Source organism: Streptomyces specialis (genome assembly GCF_001493375.1).
Classification (GTDB): domain Bacteria; phylum Actinomycetota; class Actinomycetes; order Streptomycetales; family Streptomycetaceae; genus Streptomyces; species Streptomyces specialis.
Map to the genome: position 1 here is coordinate 870957 of NZ_LN929896.1, position 13587 is coordinate 884543.

General features: G+C 72.4%; 11 protein-coding genes. 7 read left to right on the forward strand and 4 right to left on the reverse strand.

All coding sequences use genetic code 11. The features are described from left to right. Positions 1 to 39: 39 nt before the first annotated feature. Positions 40 to 1299 (reverse strand): extracellular solute-binding protein, encoded by a 1260-nt coding sequence (locus BN2279_RS22095; protein WP_059012255.1) that lies wholly within the window; start codon positions 1297 to 1299, stop codon positions 40 to 42. A gap of 271 nt (positions 1300 to 1570) precedes the next feature. Between BN2279_RS22095 and BN2279_RS22100 the strand changes: the two genes are divergently transcribed. The 7 genes from BN2279_RS22100 to BN2279_RS22130 all read left to right on the forward strand — a co-directional run bounded on the left by BN2279_RS22100 (position 1571) and on the right by BN2279_RS22130 (position 10792). Then, positions 1571 to 2380: a GntR family transcriptional regulator gene (locus tag BN2279_RS22100; protein ID WP_059012258.1), complete on the forward strand. Its 810-nt coding sequence runs from the start codon at positions 1571 to 1573 to the stop codon at positions 2378 to 2380. A gap of 179 nt (positions 2381 to 2559) precedes the next feature. Continuing rightward, entirely contained in the window at positions 2560 to 4686 is a 2127-nt protein-coding gene (locus BN2279_RS22105) for a carbon starvation CstA family protein (protein WP_199827779.1), read from the forward strand. Then, positions 4683 to 4895, forward strand: coding sequence for a YbdD/YjiX family protein (locus BN2279_RS22110; RefSeq protein ID WP_079032382.1), 213 nt, complete (start codon positions 4683 to 4685; stop codon positions 4893 to 4895). Before BN2279_RS22105 ends, BN2279_RS22110 begins: the two co-directional genes overlap by 4 nt. 178 nt (positions 4896 to 5073) lie before the next feature. Continuing rightward, positions 5074 to 6510, forward strand: coding sequence for a DUF2079 domain-containing protein (locus BN2279_RS22115; protein ID WP_079032423.1), 1437 nt, complete (start codon positions 5074 to 5076; stop codon positions 6508 to 6510). Positions 6511 to 6554: 44 nt separating this feature from the next. Next, positions 6555 to 7097 (forward strand): GNAT family N-acetyltransferase, encoded by a 543-nt coding sequence (locus BN2279_RS22120; RefSeq protein WP_059012262.1) that lies wholly within the window; start codon positions 6555 to 6557, stop codon positions 7095 to 7097. 300 nt (positions 7098 to 7397) lie between these two features. Continuing rightward, entirely contained in the window at positions 7398 to 9737 is a 2340-nt protein-coding gene (locus tag BN2279_RS22125; RefSeq protein WP_059012265.1) for a ribonucleoside-diphosphate reductase subunit alpha, read from the forward strand. Then, on the forward strand, positions 9734 to 10792 hold the full coding sequence (locus BN2279_RS22130; protein WP_059012267.1) for a ribonucleotide-diphosphate reductase subunit beta: 1059 nt from the start codon (positions 9734 to 9736) through the stop codon (positions 10790 to 10792). Before BN2279_RS22125 ends, BN2279_RS22130 begins: the two co-directional genes overlap by 4 nt. Before the next feature lie 70 nt (positions 10793 to 10862). On the opposite strand, the gene BN2279_RS22135 is transcribed toward BN2279_RS22130, so the two are convergent. The 3 genes from BN2279_RS22135 to BN2279_RS22145 all read right to left on the reverse strand — a co-directional run bounded on the left by BN2279_RS22135 (position 10863) and on the right by BN2279_RS22145 (position 13434). Further along, positions 10863 to 11597 carry a D-Ala-D-Ala carboxypeptidase family metallohydrolase gene (locus BN2279_RS22135; protein WP_079032383.1) on the reverse strand — a complete coding sequence of 245 codons (735 nt, stop codon included), beginning with the start codon at positions 11595 to 11597 and terminating at the stop codon, positions 10863 to 10865. Between the two features lie 127 nt (positions 11598 to 11724). Beyond that, entirely contained in the window at positions 11725 to 12354 is a 630-nt protein-coding gene (def, locus tag BN2279_RS22140) for a peptide deformylase (RefSeq protein WP_059012270.1), read from the reverse strand. 81 nt (positions 12355 to 12435) lie between these two features. Further along, positions 12436 to 13434 carry a tetratricopeptide repeat protein gene (locus BN2279_RS22145; protein WP_059012272.1) on the reverse strand — a complete coding sequence of 333 codons (999 nt, stop codon included), beginning with the start codon at positions 13432 to 13434 and terminating at the stop codon, positions 12436 to 12438. Between the last annotated feature and the right edge of the window lie 153 nt (positions 13435 to 13587).

Genomic DNA, 13587 nt, shown 5'->3' on the forward strand with positions numbered 1-13587 from the left:
CGCCGGACGGTGGTCCGGCGGCACTCCCCCGGGGGCGGGCTATTCGCGGTTGATGCGGGTGGTGATCTCCGCGTCGGCCTCCTCGGCGGCGGACCGGTAGTCGTCGCCGTTGAGGGCCTTGGTCATCAGTTCCTTGATGGGGTTGGGCTGCGTCTCGACGTTGGCCCAGCCGGTGGTGAGCGGCGGCAGGAAGCCGGTGTCGGCGGATCGGACCATGGCCTCGGCGAAGCTGCCGGCCTCGGGCTCGGCGGTGACGTCCGTCCGGTTGGGCACCACGCCGTCGTTGCCGGCGTCCACGTACTTCTGGGCCCACTCCTGGGAGGTGGCCATCCGCAGCCACTCCGTGGCCAGTTCCTTGTCGCCGGCCCGCTCGTTCACGGCGAGGTTGGAGCCGCCGAGGAAGACGTGGCCGAGTTCGTCCGCGGTCTTGCCGGGGATCGGGAAGTAGCCGAAGTCGGCCTCGCCGCCCCGCTCCTCGATGGCGGCGACGGCGGCGTTGGCCTCCCAGCCCAGGCCGATCCAGGAGGCGACGTCCTGGTTGGGCACGATGTCGGTGGACTGCTGCGGGGACGCCTCGTCGTTGTCGGTCGGCGAGTCGGAGAACGACTGGAGTTCGCGGTAGAAGTCCATCCCGGCCTCGCCCTCCGGCGTGGCCAGGGCCCCGGCCCATTCGTCGCCGTTCTCGACGGCGAAGGCGCCGCCCTCGTCGGCGATGAAGCCGCCCAGCACGTAGTAGCTCTGGCCCGGCAGGTAGATGGGCTCGGCGTCGGTGTTCTCCTCGATCAGCTCCAGGGCCTCGATCCACTCCTCGCGGGTGGTGGGCACCTCGGCGCCGGCCTCGGCCCAGACGCTCTTGTCGTAGACGACGGCGCGGCTGGCGCCGTACCAGGGCAGGGCGTAGAGCGTGCCGTCCACCTCGGCGGAGGCGAGCATGTTCTCCGCCCAGGGCTGGTCGGCGAACTCGCCGAGGTCGGCGAGGCCGCCGGTGTTGGCGTAGCCGACGGTCTGGGTGTTGCCGATCTCCAGCACGTCCACGGTGCCGTCCTCGGAGAGGGCGGTGGTGATCCGGTCCTGGATGCCGTCCCACTGCTGGATCTCGACGGTGACCTCGACGCCGTGCTCGGCCTCGAACGCGGCGTTGAGCTCGTCGAGCCACGCCTGCGGGGCGGAGCCGTCCATCAGCCAGACGGTGAGGGAGTGGGAGCCGCCTCCGCCACCGCCGCTGCCGCCGGAGCCGCACGCCGCCACGGTGGCCGTCAGGGTCGCCGCGCCGACGGCGGCGATCAGCTTGCGCTTCATTGCACCCTCCTCACAGGGCCGGACCCCTCACTGGTGGCCCGGGGACGGCCGGTATGCTCCTGGCCCGGGACAAGAGGTGTAGACCAGTTGCAGCGGAGCTTGGACTAGACCAAGCGGGGGTGTCAAGGGCCCACGAGGAGGGGCGGCAGGTCCGTTACCGGACCGACATCTGTCCGGCGACGCCACCGCTCGGGGCCCGTGTCACGATGTGAGCCGCGAAATCTCGGAGGAGCCGGTGACGGGAGACCCGAACGAGTCGGGAAGGCGGGACATGGCCGCGGAGGGGGAAGCGCCGGCGAACGGTCCGGCCGGCCGGGGACCGGAGGGGACGGACCGCACCCGCACCGCCCGCGTCCCGAAGTACTACCGGCTCAAGCGCCATCTGCTGCGGATGACCGAGACGCTCGCGCCCGGCACGCCCGTGCCGCCGGAGCGGACGCTGGCCACCGAGTTCGACACCTCCCGGACCACGGTCCGCCAGGCCCTTCAGGAGCTGGTGGTGGAGGGGCGGCTGGAACGCATCCAGGGCAAGGGCACGTTCGTCGCCAAGCCGAAGGTCTCCCAGGCGCTGCACCTGACCTCCTACACCGAGGACATGCGCGCCCAGGGTCTGGAACCGGCCTCGCAGTTGCTGGAGATCGGCTACGTCACCGCCGACGAGCAGCTCAGCCGGCTGCTCGGCCTGCCGGAGGGCGGCCGGGTACTGCGCATCGAGCGGCTGCGCCTGGCCAGCGGCGAGCCGATGGCGATCGAGACGACCCATCTGTCGCAGGAGCGCTTCCCCGCGCTGCGCCGCAGCCTGGCGCGGTACGCCTCGCTGTACACGGCGCTGGCCGAGGTGTACGACGTCCATCTCGCCCGCGCCGAGGAGACCATCGAGACCTCCCTGGCCAGCCCGCGCGAGGCCGGGTTGCTCGGCACGGACGTGGGCCTGCCGATGCTCCTGCTCTCCCGGCACTCGCGGGACACCAGGGGCGAGCCGGTGGAGTGGGTGCGCTCGGTCTACCGGGGCGATCGGTACAAGTTCGTGGCGACCCTGGAACGGCCGCACCCGGGCCATCCGGAGAAGCCGGCGGGGTAGCCCTCGGGGCCCCATGGTCACCGGGCCGCTTCCTGGCCTAGATTCCGGCTCTGTCAGTCAAGGAGGACAGGCCGGAGGAAACCGTGCGACCCCCACCCCCACACCTCGTCCGCGCGCCCCGCGCGCGGTCCGTCGCCCTGTGGACGACCGTCGCCGTCGTCGGCGCGATCGGCTGGGCCATGCTGGCGCTCTCCAGGGGCGAGGACGTCTCCGCCGCCTGGATGATCGCGGCGGCGCTCGGCTCGTACGCCATCGGGTACCGCTTCTACTCGCGCTACATCGCGCACCGCGTGCTGAGAACCGACGCCACCCGGGCCACCCCGGCGGAGCGGCTGGACGACGGGCTGGACTACCACCCGACCGACCGGCGGGTGCTGCTCGGCCACCACTTCGCCGGCATCTCGGGCGCCGGGCCGCTGGTCGGGCCGGTGCTCGCGGCGCAGATGGGCTATCTGCCCGGCACCCTGTGGATCGTCACCGGTGTGATCTTCGCCGGGGCCGTCCAGGACATGGTGGTGCTCTTCTTCTCCACCCGGCGCGACGGCAAGAGCCTGGGCCAGATCGCCCGCGAGGAGATCGGCCCGGTCGGCGGCGCCGCCGCGGTGATCGCCATCTTCGTCATCATGATCATCCTGCTGGCGGTGCTGGCCCTGGTCGTGGTGAGCGCGCTGGCCGAGTCGCCCTGGGGCGCGTTCTCGGTCGGCATGACCGTTCCCATCGCCCTCTTCATGGGCTTCTACCTGCGCCATCTGCGGCCGGGCCGGGTCGCGGAGGTCACCGTCATCGGCGTGGCGCTGCTGCTGCTGGCCATCGCCGGGGGCCGCTGGGTCGCGGAGTCGGGCCTGGCCGACGCGTTCACCCTCGATCCCAGGACCCTGGTGATCTGGCTGATGCTCTACGGCTTCGCGGCCTCGGTGATGCCGGTGTGGCTGCTGCTGGTGCCGCGCGACTACCTGTCGACGTTCATGAAGATCGGCACCATCGGGCTGCTGGCCCTGGCCATCCTGGTCACCCTGCCCGACCTGCGGATGGAGGCCGTCACCGACTTCGCGGGCAACGGCGAGGGGCCGGTCTTCGCCGGCTCGCTCTTCCCGTTCGTCTTCATCACCATCGCCTGCGGCGCCGTCTCCGGCTTCCACTCGCTGATCTCCTCGGGCACCACCCCGAAGATGATCCAGAAGGAGAGCCAGATCCGGACCATCGGCTACGGCGCGATGCTGATGGAGTCCTCGGTCGCGCTGATGGCGATCACGGCGGCCTGTGTGCTCGACCCCGGCGTCTACTTCGCGATGAACGCGCCGCCCGCCGTCATCGGCGACAGCGTGCAGGCGGCGGCGGAGACCGTCTCGTCCTGGGGGTTCACCCTCACCCCGGAGCAACTCACCGCCGCCGCCGAGTCGGTGGAGGAGCAGTCGCTGCTGTCCCGGACCGGCGGGGCGCCGACCCTGGCCCTCGGGCTGGCCGGGATCCTCGCCGACATCATCGGCGGCGACAGCATGATGAGCTTCTGGTATCACTTCGCGATCATGTTTGAGGCGCTGTTCATCCTGACCGCGATCGACGCGGGCACCCGGGTCGGCCGGTTCATCCTCCAGGACGCGCTGGCCAGCGTGCACCCCCGGCTCGGCCGGCTGCGCTCCTCGGCCTGGCTGCCCGGGGTGTGGCTGACCAGCGGCATCGTGGTGGCGCTCTGGGGCTCGCTGCTGTGGATCGGCGTCAACGACCCGCTCGGCGGGATCAACACGCTCTATCCCGTCTTCGGCATCTCCAACCAGCTCCTGGCCGCCGTCGCCCTGGCCATCTGCACGGTCCTGCTGGTGAAGTCGGGCCGGCTGCGCCACGTCTGGGTCACGCTGCTGCCGCTGGCCTGGGTCTCGCTGGTGACGCTCACCGCGAGCTGGCAGAAGGTCTTCTCCGGCGACCCGGCCGTCGGCTTCCTCGCCCGCCGCGACCTCTACCAGGACGGCATCGACCGGGGCGAACTGCTCACCGGCGCCCAGGACATGGGCGACATGCGGACCATCGTGAACAACGCCACGGTGGACGCCGCCCTGTCCGCCGCGCTCGCGCTGCTGGTCCTGGTGGTCTTCGCCGACGCCCTGCGGGTATGCGTCAAGGCGGTACGGAACCCCGGGGCCACGGCGCTGCGCGAGGCGCCGTACACGCCGTCGCGGCTGATCGCCCCGGCCGGGCTCGTCCCCACCCGGGAGGAACGCGCCGCGCTCGCCGCGGCCGGTCTCGGCCCCGGCGGCGGCATCCCCGAGGAGCCGCCCGCCGGGCCACCGACACAGGAGGTACGGGAGTGAAGCTGACCACCGCACCGCGCCGGGCCGCCGCCTGGCTGCGCTGGTACGTCACCGAGTTCACCGGCGAGAACGCCTACGACCGCTACGTGGAACGGGCCCGCCGCGCGGACCCGGCGGCGCGGGTCCTCAGCCGCCGCGAGTTCGAGCACCGCCGCGTGGACGAGCGGTACGCCGATCCCCGCGGCGGCCACCACCGCGGCTGCTGCTGACCGCACCCGGGCGGTGGGGGCCCGCGCCCCCACCGCCCGCGGCCGTCACCGCGCGTGACGGGACGGTCGGCGAGGGTATTTCCGCCCGGGGGTTGTCAACCGGCGGCGGGGTCTGGAGCGTATTCCGAGCAGAGATCCCGGCCCCCGTCCGGTGACCGCCTCCTCCCCCGGTGCCCAGATGACGATGACCTCCCCGACCGCGACCGACGCCCCGGCCGCGCGAATATCCCCGCCCACGGCCGCCGCCCGCCGCGCCCGGCGCGACCCCTCCCTGCTGGCCGTGGCCTTCTTCGCCGTCTACACGGCGCTGTCGGTGACCCGTTACCACCGCCTCGACAACCGCTCCTGGGACCTGGGCATCTTCGAGCAGGTCGTCCGCTCCTACGCCCACCTCCAGACCCCGGTCGCCGACCTCAAGGGGCCCGGATTCCCCATCCTGGGCGACCACTTCAGCCCGGTCACCGCGCTGATCGCCCCGTTCTACCGGCTGTTCCCCACCCCGGTGACGCTTCTGGTGGCCCAGGCCGCGCTGTTCGCCCTCGCCGTCGTCCCGGTGACCCGGGCCGCCGCCCACCTCCTCGGCCGCGCCAGGGGCGCGGCGATCGGCGTGGCGTACGGGCTGTCGTGGGGCGTGCAGCGCGCGGTGGACTTCGACTTCCACGAGATCTGTTTCGCCGTCCCGCTGATCGCGTTCGCGCTGGAGGCGATCCTGCGCGAACGGTGGCGCGCGGCCCTGAACTGGGCGTTGCCGCTGCTGCTGGTCAAGGAGGACCTGGGCGCGACGGCCGCGGCCATCGCCGTGGTCGTCGCCGTCCGGGCCCGGCACGGGCGGGACGCCCGCGTCGCGCCCGCCGCGCTGGGCGTGGCCGCGTTCTGCGTGATCGCCTGCGGCCTGATCATCAGCGTGGTCATACCGGCGTTCAACTCCGGGGGCGAGTACGACTACTGGACCAAGCTCGGCGAGGACGGCGGCGGGCCCCTCGATCAGGTGCTGACCGGCGGCGAGGAGAAGTTCCGCACCCTGCTGTGGGTGCTGGTGCCCACCACCGGGCTGCTGGCGCTGCGTTCGCCCCTGCTGCTCGTCGCGGCGCCGACCCTCGCGTGGCGGTTCGTCTCGCAGGAGCCGCACTACTGGGGCACCGACTGGCACTACAGCGCCGTCCTGATGCCCGTCGCCGCCCTGGCGCTGGCCGACGCCGTCCACCGGGGCCGGCATTCCTCGCGGCCCTGGCTGCGCGCCTCCGCCCCCCCCGCGCCCGCCATGGCGGTGACCGCCGCGCTGGCGCTGAGCACGGCGCTGCCGGTGGCCACCCTGACCCACGCCGCCACCTACCGGGCGGGACCGGCCGCCGAGGCGGGCGAACGGGTGCTGGCGGCGGTGCCGGACGGCGCCGAGGTCGCGGCCAACGTCCGGCCGATCTCCCGGCTCACCGGACGCTGCCGGGTGTTCTGGATCGGGCAGGGCGACGACGGGCCGCCGCGGTACATCGCCTACTACGACGCGCACCAGACCCCCGCGTCGATGGTCGACTACGCCCAGGGGCTCTACCCGGAGGCCCGGTACACGGTCGTCGCCGAGGAGGCCGGCTTCTTCGTGCTGCGCGCGGACCGCTGAGGTGAACCCTTGGGAGTGTCAGTGCCGTCGGTGACACTGCGTGCATGGACATCGTGATCAGGGACGCCCGCCCGGAGGAGTACGGGGCGGTGGGCGAGTTGACCGCCCGGGCCTTTCTCGCGGACGGGCTGCTCACGTTCGGGGAGGCCGACCCGTATCTGACGGAGCTGCGGGACGCCGCGCGGCGCGCGGTCCACGCCGAGCTGCTGGTGGCGGTCGCCGCGGCCGGGCGGGTGCCGCTCGGGTCGGTCACCTTTGTGGGCGACGGCGGGGAGTTGGCGCACCTCGCCGGGGAGGGCGAGGCCGAGTTCCGGATGCTGGCCGTGTCGCCCGGGGCACGCGGCCGGGGGGTGGGCGAGGCGCTGGTGCGCGAGTGCCTGCGACGCGCGCGGGCGCGGGGGCTGCGCCGCGTGGTCATTTCCAGTGCGTCGCAGATGCACACGGCACACCGGCTGTACGGGCGGCTGGGGTTCGTCAGGGCGCCGGAGCGCGACTGGGAGCACCTTCCGGGGGACCCCCTTCACGCGTTCGCAGTTGACCTTGCACCTGACCTTGCACCCCGACGAGACCAACGGCACAACATATAGGGGCTCTCGCATCCGCCAGCACAAGATGTATGCTCAACTCGCTGTCGCCCCAGGGGATCCGGCGCACGTCCTGACGGTTCCCCACCGGTGCGCGGCGGGTTGTTCCGCGCTGCCCGCCGTGTGTCCGGCCCGCCGCGGGCGGCACGGGACAAGTCCGGGCCTCGCGGGTCGGGCCGGTGGACGACGCGCGACGAAGCCTTTGCTGTGCCACAGCGGCGGTTCCGGCATGCCCTCGCATGCCCTCGCGCGCTCCCCACCGCCGCCGCCCGTGCGGCCACCGCGAACCGAGGGAGAGACCGAGTGACCATCGCACCCGTCGCACCCGTGGAGCCGGCCACAGCCGCGTTGTCGCGCACGCTGGCCGAGTTGACCGCCGACCTTCCCGCCGCCGACCCCGGCCGGGTGGCCCGGGCCGTCGCGCGGGGGCTCCAGCCCGGCTCCGGGGAGACCGCGACGCGGGCCCTGGCCATCGAGGCCGCCGCCGGGCTCATCGCGGAGGACCCGGCGTACTCACGGCTCGCGGCCCGGCTGCTGACCCTCGCCATCCGCGAGGAGGCCGCCGGGCAGGGCGCGGTGTCGTTCTCCGCCTCCGTCGCGGTCGGTCACCGCGAGGGGCTGATCGCCGACCGCACCGCGGCGTTCGCCGCCCGGCACGCGGACCGGCTCGACGCCCTGGTGGCCGAGGCGATCGCGGACGGCGCCGACGACCGGTTCGAGTACTTCGGGCTGCGCACCGTCGAGTCCCGCTACGTGCTGCGGCACCCGGTCACCCGCAAGGTCATCGAGACCCCGCAGCACTTCCTGCTCCGGGTCGCCTGCGGGCTGGCCGCCGGCGACGACGAGCCGGCGCTCGCCGAAGTCGCCGCGTTCTACCGGCTGATCAGCTCGCTGGCCTACCTGCCGTCCTCCCCCACCCTGTTCAACTCCGGGACGCGCCACCCGCAGATGTCCTCCTGCTACCTGCTGGACTCCCCCCACGACGAGCTGGACTCGATCTACGAGCGGTACCACCAGATCGCCCGGCTGTCGAAGCACGCCGGCGGGATCGGCCTGTCCTGGTCGCGGATCAGGGCCCGGGGCTCGCTGATCCGCGGCACCAACGGCACGTCCAACGGCATCGTCCCGTTCCTGCGCACCCTCGACTCCTCGGTCGCCGCGGTCAACCAGGGCGGCCGGCGCAAGGGCGCGGCCTGCGTCTACCTGGAGACCTGGCACGCGGACATCGAGGAGTTCCTCGAACTGCGGGACAACACCGGGGAGGAGGCCCGCCGCACCCACAACCTGAACATCGCGCACTGGATCCCCGACGAGTTCATGCGCCGGGTCGAGGCGGACGCCGACTGGTCGCTGTTCTCCCCGGTGGACGTGCCCGCGCTGGTGGACCTGTGGGGCGACGACTTCGACACGGCCTACCGCCGGGCCGAGGCCCAGGGGCTGGCCCTGCGGACCGTGCCCGCTCGGCAGTTGTACGCCCGGATGATGCGGACCCTGGCGCAGACCGGCAACGGCTGGATGACGTTCAAGGACGCGGCCAACCGCACCGCCAACCAGACCGCCCGGCCCGGCTCGGTCGTGCACTCCTCGAACCTCTGCACCGAGATCCTGGAGGTCACCGACGACGGCGAGACCGCCGTGTGCAACCTCGGCTCGGTCAACCTCGCCGCGCACCTCGGCGCCGACGACGCGATGGACTGGGACCGGCTGGACGCCACCGTCCGCACCGCCGTCACGTTCCTCGACCGCGTCGTGGACATCAACTACTACCCGACCGGGCAGGCCGCCGCCTCCAACTCCCGCTGGCGGCCGGTCGGTCTGGGCGTGATGGGCCTCCAGGACGTCTTCTTCCGGCTCCGGCTGCCGTTCGACTCCCCCGAGGCCCGCGAGCTGTCCACCCGCATCGCCGAGCGGATCATGCTCGTCGCCTACGAGACCTCCGCCGACCTCGCCGAGCGGCACGGCCCGCTCCCCGCCTGGGACGACACCCGCACCGCGCGGGGCGTGCTCCACCCCGACCACTACCCCGACGCCGAACCCGCCTGGTCCGCGCGCTGGCTCGCCCTGCGCGCCCGCGTCGCCCGCACCGGCCTGCGCAACGCGCTGCTGCTCGCCATCGCCCCGACCGCCACCATCGCCTCGATCGCCGGGGTCTACGAGTGCGTCGAGCCGCAGGTGTCGAACCTGTTCAAGCGCGAGACGCTGAGCGGGGAGTTCCTCCAGGTCAACACCTACCTGGTGGCGGAGCTGAAGCGGCTCGGCCGCTGGGACGCCGCGACCCGCGAGGCGCTGCGCGAGGCGAACGGCTCGGTCGACGGGCTGCCCGGACTGCCCGACGACGTACGGGCGTTGTACCGCACGGCGTGGGAGCTGCCGCAGCGCGCCCTGATCGACATGGCCGCCGCCCGCACCCCGTACCTGGACCAGAGCCAGTCGCTCAACCTGTTCATGGCCGCGCCCACCATCGGCAAGCTCAGCTCGATGTACGCCTACGCCTGGAAGCGCGGGCTGAAGACGACGTACTACCTGCGCTCCCGCCCCGCGACGCGGATCGCGCGGTCCGCCCGGGTCGCGGCGCCCGTTCCGGAGGAGGCCGCCGTGGCCTGCTCCCTGGAGAACCCCGAGTCCTGCGAGGCGTGCCAGTGACAACCCCCGCGACAGCCCCTTCGACAACCGCCGCGTCGACTCCCGCGTCGACGGCCAGGAACCTGCTCGACCCCGGCTTCGAGCTGACGCTGCGCCCGATGCGGTACCCCGAGTTCTACGACCGGTACCGGGACGCCATCAAGAACACCTGGACGGTGGAGGAGGTCGATCTCCACTCGGACGTCGCCGACCTGGCGAAGCTCTCCCCGGGCGAGCGGCACATGATCGGCCGCCTGGTGGCGTTCTTCGCGACCGGTGACTCGATCGTCGCCAACAACCTGGTCCTGACGCTGTACAAGCACATCAACTCCCCCGAGGCGCGGCTGTACCTGTCGCGGCAGCTCTTCGAGGAGGCGGTGCACGTCCAGTTCTACCTGACGCTGCTCGACACCTACCTCCCGGACCCGGACGAGCGGGCGGCGGCCTTCGCCGCCGTGGAGAACATTCCGTCCATCCGGGAGAAGGCCAGGTTCTGCTTCCGCTGGATGGACTCGGTGGAGAAGATCACCCGGCTGGAGACGGCGGCGGAGCGGCGGCGTTTCCTGCTCAACCTGATCTGCTTCGCCGCCTGCATCGAGGGCCTGTTCTTCTACGGAGCCTTCGCCTACGTGTACTGGTTCCGCTCGCGCGGGCTGCTGCACGGGCTGGCCACCGGCACCAACTGGGTGTTCCGGGACGAGTCCATGCACATGGACTTCGCGTTCTCCGTGGTGGACACCGTCCGCCGCGAGGAACCCGGCCTGTTCGACGACGAGTTGGAGCGGGAGGTCACCGCGATGCTGCGCGAGGCGGTCGAGGCCGAGCTCCAGTTCGCCCATGACCTGTGCGGCGAGGGACTGCCCGGGATGAACACCGAGTCGATGCGCGCCTATCTGGAGTGCGTGGCCGACCAGCGGCTGGCCCGGCTCGGCCTGAAGCCGGTGTTCGGCTCGGAGAACCCGTTCTCCTTCATGGAGTTGCAGAACGTGCAGGAGCTGACGAACTTCTTCGAACGCCGCGCCTCCGCCTATCAGGTCGCGGTCGAGGGCAGCGTCTCGTTCGACGACGACTTCTGAGCCCGCGTGCGACGGTCCGCCCCCGCCGCCGGCTCGCGACGGCGGGGGCGGACCCCGGCCGGGTGCGCGGTCAGACGCCGCAGGTCGGGGCGGACCAGGTCTGCGAGGACTTGTGCGCCAGGTGCGTGTGGTCGTTGTGGCCCGAGTAGCCGGGGCCGAGGATCTCGCGGAAGCCGTGGTAGCGCGCCCGCTGGGCCAGCGTGCACAGCGACGGGCTGCCGACCAGATCGACGGCGTCGCCGTACAGATGGCGGCTGGTGGAGGAGCCGCCGGCCGCGCTGTTGCAGGCGTACGACCGGAAGCCGCTGCTGGTGGTGATCGGCACGTCGCCCAGCGCGTGCCGCAGCGCCTCCAGCTTCCACATGGTGACCAGGGCGTTCGCCCGCGCCTGCGAGGCGCTGACCGCGCCGCCCGACCAGTCGGAGTTGCAGCGGTTCATCTCCGCGTAGGAGAAGTGGATCGGCGTGCAGTCGCCGTCCTGGAGGGCGTAGAGCTTGTCGAACGTCTGCGGGCCCGCGACGCCGTCGGCGGCGAGCCCGTACGCCGACTGGAACCGCTGGACGGCCGCCGCCGTGGCCGGGCCGTAGGCGCCGTCGATCGTGAGCACGTTGCCGTAGCCGGGGTAGCCGGAGACCCGGATCTGGAGCTGGCGCACGTCCTCGCCCTGCATGCCCTGGCTGAGGGTGCGGGTCCAGGTGTAGCAACTGTCGGCGTGCGCCGTCCCGGCGGTGGTGACCGTGCCGGCCAGCGCTGCTGACGCGACCATGACAATTGTGAGCAGCACGCGTACCGCGCGTCTGTACATGCCGCCTCCATGGGTGAGAGGGAGATGACTCCGAGCGTGACCCATCGGTCAACGCGCGTCAACCGCGCGAGCGGGACGCCAGGGGCTCCGCCCCGGGACGTCCCGCCGCTCTTCTCCCGCGCGTCACCTACGCGTTGGGAACCGTTTCGTAGCGCGGCGTGCCCTCGGCCATCATCTGGAGCGCCTTCTTCCGGTCCCGCTTGGAGAGGCGGTCGATGTACAGGCGGCCGTAGAGGTGGTCCGTCTCGTGCTGGAGGCAGCGGGCGAAGTAGCCCGTGCCGCGCACCGAGATGGGCTTGCCGGTCGGGTCCTGGCCGCGCACCACCGCGTAGTCAGGGCGCGGCAGCTCCCAGTAGGCGGTGGGGACGGACAGGCAGCCCTCGTTGTTGTCGTCCAGCACCCGGGCCTCGGCCGGAAGCTCCTCCAGGACCGGGTTGCAGACGACCCCGACATGCCGCACGCCGTCGTCGTCCGGGCAGTCGTAGACGAAGACCTTCAGGTCCACGCCGATCTGGTTCGCGGCCAGGCCCACGCCCTCGGCGGCGCGCTGGCTGGCGAACATGTCGTCGATCAGCGCCGCGAGACCCTCGTCGAACTCCGTGACGTCCTGGCACTCCTTGTGCAGCAGCGGATGCCCCACCACGGTGATCGGCCGGGCCGTGCCGCGCTCGCGGTGCGCCTGCTCCCGCTCCGCACAGTCCTGGGTGTCGTCGATGAACTCGTCGCTGATCCGCTCATCGGTCTCTTGCTGCGCCATGGTCGGCCCGTACGCCTTTCGGTGAAGCTCCGCGGTGATCCCTCCAGCTTACGGCCGGCCGGAACGGCACCGGCCCGGCCGTCAGCAGACCTCCTCCAGATCCCGCCAATCCCGGGTGTCCGGGCTGTCCGCGACCCAGCCGTCCAGCAGGCCGCGCACCAGGGACGCGGGAGCGGCCAAGCCGCACTCACGCTCCGGCGACCACATCCCGGCCGCCGCCGCGCCCGTGTGCCCGAGCGGTCCCGGCGCGCCCGGGGCGCTGTGGTCGTGCGGATCGTGCGACGCCATGCCGTCGCCCTCCTCGCTGGGCATCCGGCTCTCCGAGCACGACCGGCACAGCAGCCGCACGGAGGACGACCAGTCCTCCGCCGCGTACCCCGCGTCGGCCGCGAGCCGCTCCAGCGCGTCCCGGTCGGACTCCGTGGCGGCCTCGATCAGCACCACCCACGTCGGGACGGCCGAGGGCGCCCACAGCTCGATCTCGTCGAAGACCGGGTAGACGGAGGCGACGCCGCCGCTCATCGTCGTGCGCTCGCCGCGCGGGACGCCGTCGTGCAGCACGACCTCGCCCCAGCGCCGCCCGGAGGAGGGCAGCGGAATGTTCTGCACCTCGATCCTGGCCGGATCCAGCCGCCGCCCCCACACGACCTCCGCCTCGCCCTCCGGGGAGAGCCGGACGGCGGCGCCGCCCAGGTCCATCCCGAGCGGCTCGTCGGTGCCCGAGGGGCCGCCGGGGACCGGCAGCCCGTACGCCTGCCAGGCGCGGCGGGCCAGCGGCCAGTCCTGGAGGGCGGTCGCCGCGATCCCGACGTTCCACCAGTCGGGGGCGTTGGTGTCCTTCTCCAGCAGGGCCACGGCCCGCAGCCCGGCCGAGCGCGCCAGCTCCCAGTCGTGCCGGAACTTGTGCAGCAGCGCCAGGTTGAACCAGGACTCCGACAGCCACGGCTCCAGGTCGGCGGCGCGCGTCAGGAGCGCGTCCGCGTCGTCGTAGCGGCCGTCGTCGATGAGGGTGAACGCCCGGTTGGTGGCCAGCCGCCAGTCCGTGGAAGGCCGCTGGCGGACCCTGCCGAAGATCCTCACGATGCCCTGCCTGATTCCCGCTTCGTAGCGTGCACTTCACACTTCTCCTGTCCGTCCCGGACCGCATCCAACCATGGGCGGACAGGTACCTGCTTCACAGGATGGGACAGCCCGACCCCGCGCGCGATACGGGAGCGGACCGAAGAGCGGGAA

Excerpts from the sequence above, each read along its gene's own strand:
- BN2279_RS22095 (WP_059012255.1), bottom strand. The coding sequence starts at position 1,299 with ATGAAGCGCAAGCTGATCGCCGCCGTCGGCGCGGCGACCCTGACGGCC.
- BN2279_RS22100 (WP_059012258.1), top strand. The coding sequence starts at position 1,571 with ATGGCCGCGGAGGGGGAAGCGCCGGCGAACGGTCCGGCCGGCCGGGGA.
- BN2279_RS22105 (WP_199827779.1), top strand. The coding sequence starts at position 2,560 with ATGCTGGCGCTCTCCAGGGGCGAGGACGTCTCCGCCGCCTGGATGATC.
- BN2279_RS22135 (WP_079032383.1), bottom strand. The coding sequence starts at position 11,597 with ATGTACAGACGCGCGGTACGCGTGCTGCTCACAATTGTCATGGTCGCG.
- def (WP_059012270.1), bottom strand. The coding sequence starts at position 12,354 with ATGGCGCAGCAAGAGACCGATGAGCGGATCAGCGACGAGTTCATCGAC.
- BN2279_RS22115 (WP_079032423.1), top strand. The coding sequence starts at position 5,074 with ATGACGATGACCTCCCCGACCGCGACCGACGCCCCGGCCGCGCGAATA.
- BN2279_RS22120 (WP_059012262.1), top strand. The coding sequence starts at position 6,555 with ATGGACATCGTGATCAGGGACGCCCGCCCGGAGGAGTACGGGGCGGTG.